The organism is Stenotrophomonas sp. YJH_SMC_48-3, from assembly GCF_059369375.1.
On sequence record NZ_JCAFSQ010000008.1, the window covers coordinates 62,912 to 80,301 of the forward strand.

Below are 17,390 nucleotides of genomic sequence, written 5' to 3' on the forward strand. Positions count from 1 at the left end.
CATGGAGGCCCCGTTCCTGCAGGGTCGGGCGGGACTGGTGTCCCCTCGGCCCTGTGCTATTCTCGAATCGAACCCCCGTTCAGCGGGTGGGGTAACTGGGTAAGCGAAGCATGAGCGAAGACCGCCAAGGTCGTTCCACGGACACCGGCAAGATCCTCTACTGCTCTTTCTGCGGCAAGAGCCAGCATGAAGTGCGCAAGCTGATTGCGGGTCCGAGCGTATTCATCTGCGATGAGTGCGTGGAGCTGTGCAACGACATCATCCGTGAGGAGCTTGAGGAGAAGGCGCAGTCGGCACGCAGTTCGCTGCCCAAGCCGCGCGAGATCCTCGAGGTCCTCGACCAGTACGTGATCGGCCAGAACCGCGCCAAGCGCACCCTGGCCGTGGCCGTCTACAACCACTACAAGCGCATCGAGAGCCGGCAGAAGAACGACGACGTCGAACTGGCGAAGTCGAACATCCTGCTGGTCGGCCCGACCGGTTCGGGCAAGACGCTGCTGGCCGAAACCCTGGCCCGCCTGCTCAACGTGCCGTTCACCATGGCCGACGCCACCACGCTGACCGAAGCCGGTTACGTGGGCGAGGATGTGGAGAACATCATCCAGAAGCTGCTGCAGAAGTGCGACTACGATGTCGAGAAGGCGCAGCAGGGCATCGTCTACATCGATGAAATCGACAAGATCTCGCGCAAGAGCGAGAACCCGTCGATCACCCGCGATGTATCCGGCGAAGGCGTGCAGCAGGCCCTGCTGAAGCTGATCGAAGGCACCGTGGCCAGCGTCCCGCCGCAGGGCGGCCGCAAGCATCCGCAGCAGGAATTCCTGCAGGTGGACACCAAGAACATCCTGTTCATCTGCGGCGGCGCGTTCGCCGGGCTGGACAAGGTGATCCAGGCGCGTTCCACCGACGTCGGCAGCATTGGCTTCGGCGCCAAGGTGAAGAGCAGCGAGCGCAAGCAGGAAGTGGGCAAGGTGCTGGCCGAAGTCGAGCCGGAAGACCTGATCAAGTTCGGCCTGATTCCCGAGTTCGTCGGCCGCCTGCCGGTGGTCGCGACCCTCGAGGAGCTGGACGAGCCGGCCCTGATCAAGATCCTGACCGAGCCGAAGAACGCCATCACCAAGCAGTTCAAGAAGCTGTTCGAGATGGAGAACGTGGAGCTGGAGTTCCGTCCGGACGCACTGTCGGCCATCGCCAGGAAGGCGCTCAAGCGCAAGACCGGCGCCCGCGGCCTGCGCACGATCGTCGAATCGGTCCTGCTGGACACCATGTATGACCTGCCGTCGCAGGAGAACGTCAGCAAGGTGGTCGTGGACGAATCGGTGATCGAGCACAAGTCCGAGCCGTACCTGATCTACCAGACCCCGGCGGCCCCTGAACAGAAGGCCGCAGGCGCCGAGTGATCCTTCCAGGTTGTTGATTGGAAAGGATTTTAAAGGAATGCCTTGCATCTGAAAGCCGATGGCCCCATAACGGGGCCATCGGCTTTTTTTGTCTCCGGAAGATGCCCTCCCGGAGGCGGTTTTCCCCCTTCCCTGGAGCCCCCATGGCCCGTTCCCCAAGTGAAACCCTCGACCTGCCGGTCCTGCCGCTGCGCGACGTAGTGGTGTTCCCGCACATGGTCATCCCGCTGTTCGTCGGCCGTGACAAGTCCATGCACGCGCTCGAACAGGCAATGGAGGCGGACAAGCGCATCCTGCTGCTGGCGCAGAAGTCGGCCGAAACCGACGACCCGCATGCGGCCGACCTCTACCAGGTCGGCACGCTGGCGCAGGTGCTGCAACTGCTGAAGCTGCCCGACGGCACCATCAAGGTGCTGGTCGAAGGCCTGTCGCGCGTGCAGGTCACCCACGTCGACGAGCGCAACGGCTCGCTGCACGGCCAGGCGGTGGAGATCGAGGCCACTGACGAGCGCGAAGCGCGCGAGGTCGAGGCCATCGCCCGCTCGCTGATGTCGCTGTTCGAGCAGTACGTGAAGACCAACCGCAAGCTGCCGCCGGAGCTGCTGCAGACGCTGTCGGGCATCGATGAGCCGGCGCGCCTGGCCGACACCATCGCTGCGCACATCAGCGTGCGCCTGGCCGACAAGCAGCGCCTGCTGGAAACGCTGGCCGTCGGTGACCGCCTGGAGATGCTGGTCGGCCTGGTCGACGGCGAGATCGACGTGCAGCAGATGGAGAAGCGCATCCGCGGCCGCGTGAAGTCGCAGATGGAGAAGAGCCAGCGCGAGTACTACCTCAACGAACAGATGAAGGCCATCCAGAAGGAACTGGGTGACCTGGACGACGCGCCGGGCGAGCTGGAAGAACTGGCCCGCAAGATTGCCGAGGCCGGCATGCCGAAGGCGGTTGAAGCCAAGGCGCGCAATGAACTGAACAAGCTCAAGCAGATGTCGCCGATGTCGGCTGAAGCCGCCGTCGTGCGCAACTACCTGGAGTGGCTGCTGGGCGTGCCGTGGAAGAAGCGCAGCAAGGTGCGCAAGGACCTGAAGGTGGCGCAGGACACCCTCGATGCCGATCACTACGGCCTGGAGAAGGTCAAGGAGCGCATCCTTGAATACCTGGCGGTGCAGTCGCGCGTGAAGCAGATGAAGGGCCCCATCCTGTGCCTGGTCGGGCCGCCGGGCGTGGGCAAGACCTCGCTGGGCCAGTCCATCGCCAAGGCCACCAACCGCAAGTTCGTGCGCATGTCGCTGGGCGGCGTGCGTGACGAGGCCGAGATCCGTGGCCACCGCCGTACCTACGTCGGTTCGATGCCGGGCCGCATCGTGCAGAACCTCAACAAGGTTGGCAGCAAGAATCCGCTGTTCGTGCTGGACGAGATCGACAAGATGTCGATGGACTTCCGTGGCGATCCGTCGTCGGCGCTGCTGGAGGTGCTCGACCCGGAGCAGAACAACGCGTTCAACGACCACTACCTGGAAGTGGACCTGGACCTGTCCGAAGTGATGTTCGTGGCCACCTCGAACTCGCTCAACATTCCCGGCCCGCTGCTGGATCGCATGGAAGTGATCCGCATCCCCGGCTACACCGAGGACGAGAAGCTCAACATCGCCACCCGTTACCTGGTGCCCAAGCAGGTCAAGGCCAACGGCCTGCAGCCGGAAGAACTGGAGATCGGCAGTGACGCCATCCAGGACATCGTGCGCTACTACACGCGCGAATCGGGCGTGCGCAACCTGGAACGCGAGATCGCCAAGATCTGCCGCAAGGTGGTGAAGGAGATCGCGCTGGCCGGCCCGCAGCCGGTGAAGGCGAAGAAGGGCGCGAAGAAGCCCAAGGCGCTGGTCAATGTGTCCAGCAAGAACCTGGACAAGTACCTGGGCGTGCGTCGCTTCGACTTCGGCCGTGCCGAGGAAGAGAACGAGATCGGCCTGGTCACCGGCCTGGCCTGGACCGAGGTCGGCGGCGACCTGCTGCAGATCGAATCGACGCTGGTGCCGGGCAAGGGCCAGCTGATCCTGACCGGCCAGCTCGGCAACGTAATGAAGGAATCGGCGTCGGCCGCGCTGTCGGTGGTGCGTTCGCGCGCCGTGGGCTTCGGCATCGACAGCGACTTCCTGCAGAAGCACGACGTGCATCTGCACGTGCCCGATGGCGCTACGCCGAAGGACGGCCCGAGTGCCGGCGCGGCGATGGTCACCTCGCTGGTATCGATGCTGACCAAGGTGCCGGTGCGTGCCGACGTGGCGATGACCGGTGAGATCACCCTGCGTGGCCGTGTCACCGCCATCGGCGGCTTGAAGGAAAAGCTGCTGGCCGCATTGCGGGGCGGCATCCGCACGGTCATCATTCCGGAAGAGAACCGCAAGGACCTTGCAGACATTCCGGCAAACGTTACCCGCGATCTGCAGATCGTGCCGGTGAAGTACATCGAGGAAGTGCTGGACCTGGCGTTGGAGCGCCCGTTGGCACCGAAGAAGGCACGCAAGAGTGCGCAGCGTGTCACGGTGCGCAGCAAGGCCAAACCGAGTGGAAGTGCGCGCGTCAAGCATTGACGCGCACCGTCCAATGGCCCGAAACCCGCGTCGTTGCTGGCTTTCCAGCTTGCGTGGGGGTAGGGCCACTGGTATAAAAGCAGCACTCGCGAATGAGTGATCGCTGTCAGCGATGACTGAATCGGCGAACCGTTTCCACATGGCGGCCGCATGCAGAAGGCGTGCGGTTGCTTCCCTGTCGAATAAGCGGAACCCACCGCCAAAGGAGTTGTAGAGAATGAACAAGACCGAATTGATCGATGCCGTTGCTGAAGCTGCGGACCTGACCAAGGCCGAGTCCAGCCGCGCTGTCGATGCCGTCGTTGCTGCCATCACCAAGGCGCTGAAGGACGGCGATGCGGTCACCCTGGTTGGCTTCGGTACCTTCCAGGTCCGCGACCGTGCTGCCCGCACCGGCCGCAACCCGAAGACCGGCGACACCATCAAGATCGCTGCTTCGAAGAATCCGTCGTTCAAGGCTGGCAAGGCTCTGAAGGATGCTGTAAACTAAGCGGCTCGCTGGGGTGCTTAGCTCAGCGGTAGAGCGTCTCCTTTACACGGAGAGGGTCGGGGGTTCGAAACCCTCAGCACCCACCACAGCACCGCGGTAACGTTTGAGTGTGGAGCGGTAGTTCAGCTGGTTAGAATGCTGGCCTGTCACGCCGGAGGTCGCGGGTTCGAGTCCCGTCCGCTCCGCCATTCAACGAGGCCTCCGGCCAAAAGCTGGAGGCTTTGTTTTCTCCCAGGTCCAGGCCGATGGGAAAACAAAAAAGCAACAATGCGGAGCGGTAGTTCAGCTGGTTAGAATGCTGGCCTGTCACGCCGGAGGTCGCGGGTTCGAGTCCCGTCCGCTCCGCCACTACATCAAGGCCCCCGGCCTAAAGCTGGGGGCCTTGTCTTCTCCCCGGAAGGTTCGGGAAGAAGGCGAATAGGTTCTTGCAAGAACGGAGCGGTAGTTCAGCTGGTTAGAATGCTGGCCTGTCACGCCGGAGGTCGCGGGTTCGAGTCCCGTCCGCTCCGCCATTGCAGAGTCTTAAATCCCTGTGAAAAAACTTTGAAAAAAGTGTTCATCGGGCTGGGTTTCCAGAGAGTCTTCGGATATACTGGGCGCCTGCAAAGTTTCAGCGCGGAGCGGTAGTTCAGCTGGTTAGAATGCTGGCCTGTCACGCCGGAGGTCGCGGGTTCGAGTCCCGTCCGCTCCGCCAACCCTAAAAGCCCTCGGCGCAAGCCGGGGGCTTTTTCTTTAGGCCGTCGCAAAGTGATGCGCAGGCCGCGCCGCCGCTGCTTTTGGTCCCTGCGGCGAAGCGGGTTACACTGCCGGGCTCGCCAATCAGGCCTTGTGATTCCTCACCATGCTGCAGAAACTCCGCGACAAGACCTCAGGCTGGATCGTCACCGTGATCCTGGGGCTGCTGATGATTCCGTTCCTGTTCGTGATCGACAACAGTTACCTCGGTGGCGTTGGCGCTCAGAACGTGGCCAAGGTTTCCGCCCCGCCGACCTGGTGGCGTTCGGCACCGTCGTGGTGGCCGGTGCGCATGCTGTGGCAGCACCATGAGATCAGCGCGCAGGATTTCCGCACCCGTTTCGAGCAGGAGCGCATGCGTGAGCGCCAGCAGCAGGGCGAGAACTTCGACCCGCGCGCTTTCGAGAGCACCGAAAACAAGCTGGCCGTGCTCGACCAGCTGATCGATGAGCAGGTCGTGCGCCTGGTCGGTGAACAAGCCGGCGTTGTCATTGGCGATGGTGCGGTGCGCGAGTACATCGCCACCATCCCGGCCTTCCTCGATTCGAACGGCAAGTTCAACGAAAACAACTATCGCCTGGCCCTGGCCGGTGGCAATCCGCCGCGTACCCCGACCCAGTTCCAGGAACTGGTGCGCGAGAGCCTGCAGCAGTCGGTGATCCCGTCGGGCCTGCAGAATTCGGGCTTTGTCACCCAGGCCGAAACCGAGCGCCTGCTGAAGCTGCTGGGTGAAACCCGCGACGTCGAACTGGCCGCGTTGCCGGAAGTACCGGCTGACACCGCGCCGGTGACTGACGCGCAGATCAAGCAGTGGTACGACAGCCACGGCAAGGATTTCCGCCAGGCCGAGAGCGTCTCGCTGGAATACGTCGAGATCAACGGTGCGAACCTGCCGGCACCGACTCCGGCCGATGAAGCGACCCTGCGCAAGCGCTATGAAGAAGAAAAGGCGAAGTTCACCTCGCCGGAGCAGCGCCAGGCCTCGCACATCCTGATCACCGGTGACGGCGCCGAAGCCAAGGCGAACAAGATCGCTGCCGAAGCCAAGGCGGCCGGTGCCGACTTCGCTGCGCTGGCCAAGGCCAATTCGGAAGATCCGGGCTCCAAGGACCAGGGCGGTGACCTGGGCTGGGTCGAGCGCGGTGCGATGGTCAAGCCGTTCGAAGACGCACTGTTCGCTGCCAAGGCCGGTGACGTGATCGGCCCGGTCAAGACCGACTTCGGCTACCACATCATCAAGGTCGCCGCGGTGCGTGGCGGCGAAGGCAAGTCGTTCGAGGAAGTACGTGACACGCTGGCCGCCGAGCAGCTGAAGGCCGACGGCGAACGCGGCTTCAACGAGCTGGCCGGTCGTCTGGTGGATGCCATCAACAAGAGCCCGAGCGATCTGGCCGCTGCGGCCAAGGAAGTCAACCTGCCGCTGCAGACCCTGGGGCCGATCACCCGCGCAACCGCCAGTGGCATCGCCGCTGACCCGGCCGTGCTGCGTGCCGCCTTCTCTGAAGTGCTGGTGCAGGACGGCACTGCCAGCGACCCGATTGCGCTGGGCGGCGCGACCAACCACAGTGTGGTCATCCGTGTGGCCGCCCATACCCCGGAACAGGCCCTGCCGCTGGACAAGGCCCGCGAGCAGGTGATCGCCGCGATCCGCGCTGACCGCCAGCGCCAGGCCAGCGACAAGGCCGCCGACGCTGTGCTGGCCAAGCTGAAGGCGGGCGCCACCCTGCAGTCGCTGGCCGCAAGCGAGAAGCTGCAGCTGAGCCCGATGCCGGGCCTGCCGCGCAGCCAGCCGGTGCCGACCCCGGAAATCAACCGCGCCATCTTCAGCGCGCCTGTGCCGGCCGAAGGCAAGCCGAGCTACGGCAAGGTCGACGTCAACGGTCACGCGCTGCTGTTTGCAGTGAACAAGGTCAACCCGGGCGACATCAAGGAAGTGACCGCCGAGCAGCAGAAGCAGCTCAAGGAGCAGCTGAGCCAGATCGATGGCATGGCCGCAGCCAAGGCCTACGTGGATGCGATGCGCAAGAAGTTCATGATCCAGACCACCGAAGCGAACCTGTAAGCCTCGCGGCGAGCAGATCGAAGAAGGCCCGGCATTGCCGGGCCTTTTTTGTCTTCGCGTCGTTTGTGTCGCGCTTGCGCCTTGGCAGTGGTCGAGCTTGCTCGACCGCCTTTTGTAGAGTCGAGCCGTGCTCGACTGCATCTGCTGCGCGCAGGCATGAAAAAGCCGAGCATGGGCTCGGCTCTACAGGAGGGCCTGGCTGGCGCGTCAGTCCTCGACGCGCAGCACCGCGCCCGGCTTCAGCACGCTGCTGCCACTCAGGCCGTTCAGTGACAGCAGCGCCTTCACCGGCATGCCATAGCGACGGGCGATGGTCCATGCCGACTCGCCATCGCGCACGGTGTGGCGGCGGCTGCGCGGGCGATCGGCAATCGCGGCGACGGTCTTGGCCGCCTGCGGCGTCGGTGTGGTCGTGGCAGCCGGTGCGGTGCTGGCCACCAGCGTGGTCGCGGTTTCCGTCACTGTCGCGTTGGCGGCCGAGACCGGGGCCAGCACCCGGGTGGTTCCCGAGGCACGGTTGCCGGCGGCCAGGGCCGGGTTGAGGCGGGCGATCCTGGCAGGGTCCAGGGCGCGTTGTGCGGCCCACTGCTGGATGCTGGTGCCGGCCGGCAGGGTGTGGTCCTTCAGCACTGGCACGGTGCGGTCCAGCGAGGCCATCACGCCGGGCTGGTCTTCCACGTCCTCCAGCACGCAGGCCAGGGCATGCAGCTTCTCGACATAGGCATGGGTGACCGGTGACAGGCCGGGCAGCGCCGATGGCTTGGCGTTCTGCGCGTTCATGCCGGCCTTGCGCATGGACTGCAGGACCCGGTACTCGCCGGCGTTGTAGGCCATGGTGGCCAGGCGCCAGTCGCCGCCGAACATGCCGTGCAGGGTCTTCAGGTAACGTACCGCGGCCTGGGTGGAATCGACCGCCGACAGGCGGCCGTCGTAGCCGTTGGACATGGGCACCCGATGGTTGCGCGCGGTGGTGGCGATGAACTGCCACAGGCCCGTCGGACCGCTGCCATTGCGTGCATTGGGCCGATAGCCACTTTCCACGAACGGAATCAGTGCGAATTCGGTGGGCAGGTTGGCCTTGCGCAGCTCTTCGACCACGTAGCCGAACAGCACCAGCGCATCGTCATCCTGGTTGGCCAGGCGTGAGGGAGCATGGGCGAACTGCTTCTGCCAGCGCGGGCTGGTGGCCTCGGCATCGCAGCTGGGCTCGGCCAGGCCGTCGCGGAAGCTTGTGAAGATCTCCTGGCCGTTGCGTACCGAAGCGGCCGGCAGCGCCGATGGATCCAGCGGCAGCGCAGCGGCAGCGGTCAGGTTCTGGCTGATGCCTGCGCCCAGCGACTGTGCGCCCGCGGTTCCTGCCAGCCCCAGCGCAAGGCCCAGGGCCAGCGGCAGACTTCGGCGCATCATGCGCGGAAGCCGTCTTTCCAGTGCCGGAGACCGGCCATCACGTCGACGTCGTCCACGACGTCACGGCCCAGGTGCGCCGCCACCGACGCACGGATCGGCGCCGCGTGCACACGCAGGAAGGGATTGCAGTCGAATTCGCTGGCCAGGGTTACCGGCAGGGTGGAACGGTCATCGCGGCGCATGGCCAAAGCCTCCTCTTGGCGCTGCCACAGGGCAGCGTTGGCGGGGTCGACATGCCGCGCGAAGACGGCATTTGACACGGTGTACTCATGAGCGCAACAAAGCAGCAGTTGCGCGGGCAGGGCACCCAGCTTGCGCATCGACGCCAGCAGCTGGGACGGCGTACCTTCGAACAGGCGTCCACAGCCCAGGCTGAACAACGAATCTCCGCTGAAAAGATGTTCAGCAGTGTGAAATGCGATGTGGCTGCGGGTATGCCCGGGCACGGATAGTACGTGGAACGTCCGGCCCAGTGCCTGAACGCGTTCACCTTCACCGACGCGGTGGGTCGCAGTGGGAATGCGCTCCTCGACCGGCGCGATCACCCGGACGCCGGGAAAACGCGCCTGCAGCGCGGGCACGCCACCGATGTGGTCATCGTGATGATGGGTGAGCAGGATCGTGTCCACGCGCAGGCCCTGATCGGCCACCGCAAGCACCGGCGCGGCATCGCCGGGATCGATGACCACGGCGGCGCCATCGTCGTCGATCAACGTCCAGATGTAGTTGTCCGCAAATGCGGGCAGGGCAGTCAGTCGCATAGAATTGGACCATGCCCGCGCTGCAGAGCACCCGTCAAGCGAGCCAGACCCCGTGGTTCGACAGTGAACCGGCGGAATCCCTGCGCGTGCTGGAGCGGCAATTACTGCTGCCGCAGCTGTCAGTGCTGCCGGCACAACCCTGGTTGTGGATCGCGCCAAGCGCGTGCTGGCTTGATGATGCGCAGCTCGGCGGGCGTGGCCTGCGCCTGTTCCGGCAGGGGCAGGGCTATGCCGGCGATACCCGCTGCGCACTGCCGCTGCCGCTGGCCAACGAGAGTGTCAACGCGATCGTGCTGCAGCATGTGACCACCGGCGATGCCGACCAGCTGCTGGATGAGTGCGAGCGCGTGCTGATGCCGGGCGGCCACCTGTGGCTGAGCAGCCTCAACCCGTTCAGCCCCTACCGTACACATTGGCGCCAGCACGGACTGGTGGTGCGCACGCCGCAGCGGATTCGCCTGCTGCTCGGCCGCCACGGGCTGGAGTGCGACGATATGCGTTACATCGGCCCCCTCTGGCGCGGTGCCGGCAGCCGTCGCCCGGGCGGGTGGGCGCCACTGCGCGCGGCCTGCCTGTTCCATGCTGAAAAGCGCACGCTGGCCCTGCCCGGGCCGACACCGCTGCCGGTGCGCTGGCACGGCACCGTAGCCACCTGATTCTGGAGTTGTATTGAAAACCATCGAAATCCACACCGACGGTTCCTGCCTTGGCAATCCCGGCCCCGGCGGCTGGGCTGCACTGCTGCGCTACAAGGGCCATGAGCGTGAACTGAGCGGCGGCGAAGCGCACACCACCAACAACCGGATGGAGCTGATGGCCGCCATTTCCGGGTTGGAGACGCTGACCGAGCCGTGCAACATCGTGCTCTACACCGATTCGCAGTACGTGCGGCAGGGGCTGACCCAGTGGATGCCGGGCTGGATCCGCAAGAACTGGAAGACCGCCGGCGGTGAGCCGGTGAAGAACCGCGAGCTGTGGGAGCGCCTGCATGCGGCCACGCTGCGGCACCAGATCGACTGGCGCTGGGTGAAGGGCCACTCCGGCGATCCGGACAATGAGCGGGTGGATACCCTGGCCCGCAACGCGGCCATCCAGATCCGCGACGCCAGCCCGGTAAACTGAGCCCATGCGTCAGATCATCCTCGATACCGAAACCACCGGCCTGGAGTGGAAGAAGGGCAACCGCATCGTCGAAATCGGCTGCGTGGAGCTGTTCAAGCGCCGCCCGACCGGCAACAACTACCACCAGTACATCAAGCCGGACTGCGAGTTCGAACAGGGCGCGCAGGAAGTCACCGGCCTGACCCTGGAGTTTCTGGCTGACAAGCCGGACTTCGCGCAGATCGCCGATGAATTCCTTGCCTTCATCGATGGCGCCGAGCTGATCATCCACAACGCGGCGTTCGACCTGGGCTTCCTCGACAACGAACTGTCGTTGCTGGGCCCGCAGTACGGGAAGATCACCGATCGCTGCACGGTGATCGATACCCTGGTGATGGCGCGCGAGCGCTTCCCGGGCCAGCGCAATTCGCTGGATGCGCTGTGCAAGCGGCTGGGCGTGGACAATTCGCACCGTGCGCTGCATGGCGGCCTGCTCGATGCGCAGATCCTGGGTGACGTCTACATCGCGCTGACCTCGGGGCAGGAAGAGATCGGATTCGGCCTGGGGGATGACGATGGCGGTGGCGCCGGTGCGGCGCTGCAGGCCTTCGATACCAGCAAGCTGCTGCCGCGCCCGCGCGTAGTGGCCACGCCGTCGGAGCTGGAAGCGCATGCCGCGCGGCTGGAGCGGTTGCGCAAGAAGGCCGGCCACGCGCTGTGGGATGGCCCGAAGGTGGAAGAACCCGTCAGCGCGTAATACATCGAGGTAGTGCCGGCCGCTGGCCGGCATCTACGTGATACGGGGTTTCCCGGTGAGCCGGCCAGCGGCCGGCATTACCGCATCCACGCGTGGCGTGGATCTACCGGTCAATGGCAGCGCACCAGGATCACGCTGATGTTGTCGCGGCCACCGCCGTCGAGTGCGGCTGCGACCAGCGTGTCCACGCATTCCTGCGCGCTGGCATCTTCGTAGGCGAGGGTGCGGGCGATACTGCGGTCGTCCACCTCCTCGGTCAGGCCGTCACTGCACAGCAGCAGCTGCATTCCCGGGCGCAGTTCACCGCTGGTGGTGGCCACGTTCAGGTGTGCCGGATCGGTCACGCCCAGCGCCTGGGTAACCACGTTGCGATGCGGATGCGCACGCGCCTGTTCGGCGGTCAGGTTTCCCTGCGCGACCAGTTCCTGCACCACGCTGTGGTCCTGGCTGAGCTGTGCCAGCTGTCCATCGCGCCACAGGTAGGCGCGGCTGTCGCCGACCCAGGCCACTTCATAGCGGTTGCCCTGCACGCGCGCGGCGACCACGGTGGTGCCCATCGGCAGGCTGTCATTGCGACGGCGTGAGGTGCGGATGATCTCTTCGTCGGCGGTGCGGATGGCCTGGGCCAATGGCGCGCCACGGCGTATCTCGCGCACGATGGTTTCGCGTGCCAGCGCGCTGGCCACTTCACCGCAGGCGTGCCCGCCCATGCCATCGGCCACCAGCCACAGGGCCAGCTCGCTGTCACCGTAGTAGGTGTCCTCGTTGAGCTCGCGGCGCATGCCGGGGTGGGTGAGGTGTCCGAATTCGATCATGGGGGCTGGGGCAGGGTGTTGCTGGGGAGACAGGCATCATCGGGTGGCCGCACGCATCCGGCAAGGCATGCGCCCAGGAAATTTTCACTTCATGGGCCGGAATGACTTGTCGTCGGCCTCACTTCCTCGTATGATGCGCGTCCCCGGTCCGCCGGGGACCACCCGGAGAGGTGGCAGAGTGGTTGAATGTACCTGACTCGAAATCAGGCAGGCGTTTATAGCGCCTCGGGGGTTCGAATCCCCCCCTCTCCGCCAGATAAAGAAAAAGGGCTGCCTTTCGGCAGCCCTTTTTCTTTATCTGGCGCGGGACGCGACGCGCTCTGCGCGTCGCCCCAAACGTTGCTGCGCAACGTATGGGCCCCTCCCTTTGCCTGCCTCTCCCCGCCCCTGTCGGGGCAGCCCCTCAACAGAGGGGCTTGGTCCTCCAGATGCATCACGGGAGATCCGCGCGGTGCGTGGATGCGCGGCGGGCATCCCGCCGTAGTGACCCTGTACTGAACTGGCGCGGGACGCGACGCGCTCTGCGCGTCGCCCCACACGTTGCTGCGCAACGCGTGGCCCCCTCCCTTTGCCGGCCTCTCCCCGCCCCTGTCGGGGCAGCCCCAGCAGAGGGGCTTGTTCCTCCAGATGGATCACGGGAGATCCGCGCGGTGCGTGGATGCGCGGCGGGCATCCCGCCGTAGTGACCCTGTACTGATCTGGCGTGGGACGCGACGCGCTCTGCGCGTCGCCCCACACGTTGCTGCGCAACGCGTGGCCCCCTCCCTTTGCCGGCCTCTCCCCGCCCCTATCGGGGCAGCCCCTCAACAGAGGGGCTTGGTCCTCCAGATGCATCACGGGAGATCCGCGCGGTGCGTGGATGCTGTTCCTGCTGGCAGGCTCATCCACGCATGGCGTGGATCTACCCGGGATATCCGTGCGGACGCTGCGGGTTAACATGTACGCATCACCTGCTGGAGCTTTTCCCCATGACCGCTGAAATCCTCGTCCCCGTTTCCTTCGGCGAGCTGCTGGACAAGATCTCGATCCTGCAGATCAAGTCCGAGCGCATCAGCGACGAGGGCAAGCTGGCCAATGTGCGCAAGGAGCTGTCGGCGCTGGAGCAGACCTGGATGGCACACCCGGCCGCGGTGAAGGACATCGCCAAGCTGCGTGCCGAGCTGAAGGCGGTCAACGAGCAGCTGTGGGACATCGAGGACGACATCCGCCTGAAGGAGAAGGTGCAGGCGTTCGACCAGGGCTTCATCGACCTGGCGCGCAGTGTCTACCTGCGCAACGACGAGCGCGCGCGCATCAAGAAGGCGATCAACCTTGCGCTGGGCTCGGCGTACGTGGAAGAGAAGTCCTACCAGGATTACGCGCAGCGCACGTAAACCCGGGCAGGCTGCCGATCACCCCAGGTGGTCGGCGACGTAGCGTTCGAACGCAGCGATACCGTCTTCCACGGTGATCAGTTCCATCACATCGTCGAATTCAATCTTGGTGCCCCACTTCAGGTCCGTCGCCTGCTTGGCCAAGTACTTGCGCGCGGCATCATCGTAGCGGTCCACGCAGTAGCGGCGGTCCGAGTACGGGCCACTGCGGTCCGGATTGCTGGCTGCATGCAGGCCCAGCACTTTGGCGCCCATCGCGTTGGCGATGTGCATCGGGCCCGAGTCCGGGGTCATCACCAGATTGGCGCGGGCCAGCAGGGCAGGCAGCTGCTTCAACGTGTCCTTGCCGACCAGGTCCAGTGCCGGCGTCTGCAGCTGCGCCTGGATCGCATCGGCCATGTGGCGCTCCAGTTCGCTGCGGCCACCGCACAGCACCACCCGCCAACCGCGCTGTGCGGCGTGGTTGGCCACCGCTGCATAGCGGTCCGCATACCAGTTGCGCCGCACGTGGCTGGAGCAGGGCGAGATCATCAGCACCGGGCGGCCATCGTCCTGCCACTGCGCGGCGGCCCACTCGAAGGCGGAGGGCGGCACGGCCAGATCCCAGCTGACTTCGGTCTGGCGCAGGCCCAGCGGTTCGCAGAAGCTGCCGATGGCATCCAGTACATGGATGCCGGGGCGGTCAGGAATGCGCTCGTTGATGAAGAGCCCGTGCAGGTCCTTGGAGCGGCTGCGGTCGTAGCCGATGCGGCGTTCGGCCGGAATGAAGGCTGACAGCAGGTTGGCGCGGAATGCGACCTGCATCTGCAGAAGCGCCTCGAAGCGCCCCGGTGGCAGTTGCCTGCGCAGTTCCTTGACCCCAGCCATGCCGCTCTTCTTGTCGTAGGCATGGAAGGTGACACCGGGCAGGCCGTCAAGCAGCTTGTGGCCAACCTTGTCGATGATCCAGTGGATCGGCGTGTCCGGGCGCGCAGCCTGCAGGGTGCGCACCAGGGGCACCACGTGGGTGACGTCGCCGAGTGCGGACAGGCGCAGGAGGCACAAGGAGGAGGACGCTGATGCCATGTGTTGTTAGACTCAATGAAATGGTCGCATTCGACGCCAATGAAGCGCTGACGCCATGCCGCGAGGGTCGCGGCATCGGGGCCATTCTGTTCGACCGCGAGCGGCTGCGGCAAGCCGACATCGGCCTGTTCTCGCCCCAGCACTGGGGCAGCAGGGCCCGGCCGGTGGGCGAGGGCGGCCGCGGCAGCGCCTGGTTCGTCGATGCGCCGTTCGGGGCCAGCGTGCTGCGGCACTACCTGCGGGGCGGCCTGGCCGCGAAGCTCAGCCACGACCAGTACCTGTGGCGCGGTTCGGACCGGACCCGCAGCTTCGCCGAATTCCGGCTGATGCGCGCGCTGCGCGAGAAGAAGCTGCCGGTGCCACGGCCGATCGCCGCGTTCTACATGCGCGAGGGCCTGCGCTACCGGGCCGCGATCCTGATGGAGCGGATCGAGGGCGTGCGCTCGCTGGCCGACCGCGCCCTGGTCGCCGGCCGGGGCGCGCCCTGGGAGGAGACGGGGCGGCTGATCGCCCGCTTCCATCGTGCCGGCCTGGACCATGCCGACCTCAATGCGCACAACATCCTGTTCGATGGCAACGGCCATGGCTGGCTGATCGACTTCGACCGTGGCGTGATCCGCATCCCGGCCACTGCCTGGCGCGAACGCAACCTCAAGCGCCTGCTGCGCTCGCTGATCAAGTTGCGCGGCGAGCGCAGCGTGGAAGATGTGCAGAAGGACTACGCGCGGCTGCGCCGTGCCTATGACATGGCCTGGAACCGGGGCACCTGATGGATTGGTCGTTGCGTTTCCTCGGCGTCGGCAATGCGTCGGCGGTCGAGCTGGGGTCGCCGATGTCGGTGATCGAGCGGGATGGGCGTCCGTGGCTGACCATTGATTGTGGTGGTGAAGGGCTGACCGCGTTCAAGGCGCACTACGGCCACATGCCGCAGGCGTTGTTCGTGACCCATGTGCACCTTGACCACGTGGCCGGCTTCGAACGGCTGTTCGTGGACACCTTCTTCAATGCGCAGCGGCGCGGCAAGGTGCGCCTGTATGTGCCGGCCACGGTGGTGCCGCTGCTGCACCAGCGCATCGGTGACTATCCGAACGTGCTGGCCGAGGGCGGTGCGAACTTCTGGGATGCCTTCCAGCTGGTCGTGGTGGGCGATGCGTTCTGGCACGAGGGAGTGCGCCTGGAGGTGTTCCCAGTGCGCCACCACTGGCCGGAGACGGCCTATGGCCTGCGCCTGCAGGGCGCGCTGACCTGGAGCGGCGATACCCGGCCGATTCCGGAGATGCTGGCCCGCTTCGCCAATGACAACGAGCTGATCGCCCACGACTGCGGCCTGCACGGCAATCCGTCGCACACCGGCGTGGACGATCTGGAGCGTGAGTACAGCGCCGAGCTGCGGGCGCGGATGATGCTCTACCACTATGCCAGCGTGGCCGATGGCCAGGCGCTGGCGGCGCGGGGGCACCGTGTTGCGCAGCCGGGGCAGTGCGTGCCCCTGGCCAGCCCGACCGCGCCGCACGTACTGGCGCAGGATCCGGCGTGATCGACGTGGGCCAGCCTGCGGACGCAGCGTTGGCCGCCGAACTGGAGGCGCTGGAACGCGCGCTGCATGCGCCGCAGGTGCGGGGTGACCGCCAGGCCCTTTCGGCCCTGCTGGACGAGGATTTCAGCGAGATCGGCAGTTCCGGACAATGCTACGGTCGTGATGCCGCGTTGCTGGAGATCCCGTTGGAGCGCGCGCAGGTGCTGATTGAATCGGAACAGTACGCCGTGTGGTTGCTGGCCCGGGGCCTGGCCCAGGTGCGCTACCGCAGCCGCCATCACGTCGATGGCCAGGCGCAACGCTGGGTGCTGCGCAGTTCGCTGTGGCGTCGGCATGCGCAGGGGTGGCGCGTGGTGTTCCATCAGGGAACGCCGCAGGCCCGGTAGCGGTGGGCCATGCCCGGCGAGGGGCGCCAATCAAGATTGGCGGCTACCAGGGCCGTGGGGCGCCCGAAAAGGCGATGGCCCCGCCGGCTGACCTCGGCGCCCGCGTCGATCGATACCGTTGCTGCCTTCCGGCCCTGGCGGGATTTTCGACCTAGCGTCGCGAGGGGCCGACGGGGCCACCATAGAGACGTTGGCCGCCCAAGGGGCGGCCGGTGTTCACCGATCAGGGGAAGCAGCGCGCGACGCGCCGGAGACCACAGCCGGACTGCACATCGGCTGACCGATGGCAGACGGCAACTATAGCGCAGGCAGGTACATCGACGCCAGCTTCGTGCACTGAATCGGCTGTAACCCGCGTCTGCTGGCAAGGGCCCGGCGCGACCGGCGTTGCTACAATGCCGGCCAGGAGGAACGGCCTCCCCCACATCGGGAACCACTGACCAGGACGGCCTGGCCCTACCAAGAGGAGGGCTGTCATGGCCTGGATCTATCTGTTGTTCGCCGGCCTGCTGGAAATCGTCTGGGCCGTGTCCATGAAGCAGTCCGAAGGCTTCACCAGGCTCACCCCCACCGTGGTCACGATCATCGGCATGATCGCCAGCTTCTGGCTGCTTGCAGTAGCCATGCGCAGCCTGCCGCTGGGCACTGCCTACACAATCTGGACCGGCATCGGCGCGGTCGGTGCATTCGTGGTCGGCATCGTGTTCCTGGGCGAGCAGGTCAGCCCGATGCGGATCGGAGCAGCGGTATTGATCGTGTCCGGTCTGGTGCTGATGAAACTCTCCAGCAGCTGAATGCATTTACTTAGGGCGGGGAAGGGAATCTCCGCTTTCGGCAGGTATATGCATTTTCGGCAAGACCATTTTGTCCGCCCGTTTTATTTGACGTACGTCATGAAAATAACGAG

Annotated in this window: 16 protein-coding genes, 6 tRNA genes and 1 other RNA gene; 18 read left to right on the plus strand and 5 right to left on the minus strand. The window is 65.5% G+C overall.

Going from position 1 to position 17,390, the window contains the following annotated elements; all coding sequences use genetic code 11:
- Positions 1-110: 110 nt before the first annotated feature.
- From clpX to AC5P65_RS13730, 9 genes are all read left to right on the plus strand, one after another.
- Positions 111-1,400: an ATP-dependent Clp protease ATP-binding subunit ClpX gene (gene clpX, locus AC5P65_RS13690; protein ID WP_004154600.1), complete on the plus strand. Its 1,290-nt coding sequence runs from the start codon at positions 111-113 to the stop codon at positions 1,398-1,400.
- A 143-nt stretch (positions 1,401-1,543) separates the two neighbouring features.
- Complete coding sequence (lon, locus tag AC5P65_RS13695; RefSeq protein ID WP_021202276.1) at positions 1,544-3,994, plus strand: endopeptidase La; 2,451 nt, start codon at positions 1,544-1,546, stop codon at positions 3,992-3,994.
- Between the two features lie 217 nt (positions 3,995-4,211).
- On the plus strand, positions 4,212-4,484 hold the full coding sequence (locus tag AC5P65_RS13700; protein WP_005408270.1) for an HU family DNA-binding protein: 273 nt from the start codon (positions 4,212-4,214) through the stop codon (positions 4,482-4,484).
- Positions 4,485-4,495: 11 nt separating this feature from the next.
- Positions 4,496-4,570, plus strand: a tRNA-Val gene (locus AC5P65_RS13705).
- 25 nt (positions 4,571-4,595) lie between these two features.
- A tRNA-Asp gene (locus AC5P65_RS13710) sits at positions 4,596-4,672 on the plus strand.
- A gap of 83 nt (positions 4,673-4,755) precedes the next feature.
- Positions 4,756-4,832 (plus strand) — tRNA-Asp (locus AC5P65_RS13715).
- Between the two features lie 87 nt (positions 4,833-4,919).
- Positions 4,920-4,996 (plus strand) — tRNA-Asp (locus AC5P65_RS13720).
- Between the two features lie 105 nt (positions 4,997-5,101).
- Positions 5,102-5,178, plus strand: a tRNA-Asp gene (locus tag AC5P65_RS13725).
- Positions 5,179-5,325: 147 nt separating this feature from the next.
- Positions 5,326-7,281: a peptidyl-prolyl cis-trans isomerase gene (locus AC5P65_RS13730; protein WP_021204523.1), complete on the plus strand. Its 1,956-nt coding sequence runs from the start codon at positions 5,326-5,328 to the stop codon at positions 7,279-7,281.
- A gap of 207 nt (positions 7,282-7,488) precedes the next feature.
- Here the strand turns inward: AC5P65_RS13730 and AC5P65_RS13735 are convergent, their stop codons facing one another.
- On the minus strand, positions 7,489-8,688 hold the full coding sequence (locus AC5P65_RS13735) for a lytic transglycosylase domain-containing protein (protein WP_019659524.1): 1,200 nt from the start codon (positions 8,686-8,688) through the stop codon (positions 7,489-7,491).
- The gene (gloB, locus tag AC5P65_RS13740; RefSeq protein ID WP_021204521.1) at positions 8,685-9,449 is read right to left on the minus strand and encodes a hydroxyacylglutathione hydrolase; all 765 of its coding nucleotides are present in this window, start codon (positions 9,447-9,449) and stop codon (positions 8,685-8,687) included. The genes AC5P65_RS13735 and gloB overlap by 4 nt, the downstream gene beginning before the upstream one ends.
- An 11-nt stretch (positions 9,450-9,460) precedes the next feature.
- On the opposite strand from gloB, the gene AC5P65_RS13745 reads away from it, so the two are divergent.
- From AC5P65_RS13745 to dnaQ, 3 genes are read left to right on the plus strand one after another with little or no spacing between them, the layout of a single operon-like run.
- Positions 9,461-10,105 carry a class I SAM-dependent methyltransferase gene (locus tag AC5P65_RS13745; protein ID WP_019659522.1) on the plus strand — a complete coding sequence of 215 codons (645 nt, stop codon included), beginning with the start codon at positions 9,461-9,463 and terminating at the stop codon, positions 10,103-10,105.
- Positions 10,106-10,118: 13 nt separating this feature from the next.
- Positions 10,119-10,571 carry a ribonuclease HI gene (gene rnhA, locus AC5P65_RS13750; RefSeq protein WP_019659521.1) on the plus strand — a complete coding sequence of 151 codons (453 nt, stop codon included), beginning with the start codon at positions 10,119-10,121 and terminating at the stop codon, positions 10,569-10,571.
- Between the two features lie 4 nt (positions 10,572-10,575).
- On the plus strand, positions 10,576-11,307 hold the full coding sequence (gene dnaQ / locus AC5P65_RS13755) for a DNA polymerase III subunit epsilon (RefSeq protein ID WP_019659520.1): 732 nt from the start codon (positions 10,576-10,578) through the stop codon (positions 11,305-11,307).
- Positions 11,308-11,417: 110 nt separating this feature from the next.
- Here the strand turns inward: dnaQ and AC5P65_RS13760 are convergent, their stop codons facing one another.
- Positions 11,418-12,122 (minus strand): PP2C family protein-serine/threonine phosphatase, encoded by a 705-nt coding sequence (locus tag AC5P65_RS13760; RefSeq protein ID WP_019659519.1) that lies wholly within the window; start codon positions 12,120-12,122, stop codon positions 11,418-11,420.
- A 164-nt stretch (positions 12,123-12,286) separates the two neighbouring features.
- Here AC5P65_RS13760 and AC5P65_RS13765 point away from each other — a divergent pair.
- Both AC5P65_RS13765 and AC5P65_RS13770 read left to right on the plus strand, forming a co-directional pair.
- Positions 12,287-12,377 (plus strand) — tRNA-Ser (locus AC5P65_RS13765).
- Positions 12,378-13,090: 713 nt separating this feature from the next.
- Complete coding sequence (locus AC5P65_RS13770) at positions 13,091-13,495, plus strand: DUF6165 family protein (RefSeq protein WP_019659518.1); 405 nt, start codon at positions 13,091-13,093, stop codon at positions 13,493-13,495.
- A gap of 18 nt (positions 13,496-13,513) precedes the next feature.
- Here the strand turns inward: AC5P65_RS13770 and AC5P65_RS13775 are convergent, their stop codons facing one another.
- Positions 13,514-14,560, minus strand: coding sequence for a glycosyltransferase family 9 protein (locus AC5P65_RS13775; protein WP_111097840.1), 1,047 nt, complete (start codon positions 14,558-14,560; stop codon positions 13,514-13,516).
- Positions 14,561-14,580: 20 nt separating this feature from the next.
- Between AC5P65_RS13775 and AC5P65_RS13780 the strand changes: the two genes are divergently transcribed.
- Genes AC5P65_RS13780 through AC5P65_RS13790 form a run of 3 tightly spaced genes read left to right on the plus strand, consistent with a single transcriptional unit; the run spans position 14,581 to position 16,483 of the window.
- Positions 14,581-15,330: a 3-deoxy-D-manno-octulosonic acid kinase gene (locus AC5P65_RS13780; RefSeq protein ID WP_021204519.1), complete on the plus strand. Its 750-nt coding sequence runs from the start codon at positions 14,581-14,583 to the stop codon at positions 15,328-15,330.
- The gene (locus tag AC5P65_RS13785; protein WP_111097839.1) at positions 15,330-16,097 is read left to right on the plus strand and encodes an MBL fold metallo-hydrolase; all 768 of its coding nucleotides are present in this window, start codon (positions 15,330-15,332) and stop codon (positions 16,095-16,097) included. The genes AC5P65_RS13780 and AC5P65_RS13785 overlap by 1 nt, the downstream gene beginning before the upstream one ends.
- Positions 16,094-16,483, plus strand: a complete 390-nt coding sequence (locus AC5P65_RS13790) for a nuclear transport factor 2 family protein (RefSeq protein ID WP_111097838.1) — start codon at positions 16,094-16,096, stop codon at positions 16,481-16,483. Before AC5P65_RS13785 ends, AC5P65_RS13790 begins: the two co-directional genes overlap by 4 nt.
- 77 nt (positions 16,484-16,560) lie before the next feature.
- On the opposite strand, the gene ffs is transcribed toward AC5P65_RS13790, so the two are convergent.
- Positions 16,561-16,657: signal recognition particle sRNA small type (gene ffs / locus AC5P65_RS13795), an RNA gene on the minus strand.
- Positions 16,658-16,959: 302 nt separating this feature from the next.
- On the opposite strand from ffs, the gene AC5P65_RS13800 reads away from it, so the two are divergent.
- Positions 16,960-17,277, plus strand: coding sequence for a DMT family transporter (locus AC5P65_RS13800; protein WP_005415486.1), 318 nt, complete (start codon positions 16,960-16,962; stop codon positions 17,275-17,277).
- The last annotated feature ends 113 nt before the right edge of the window (positions 17,278-17,390 follow it).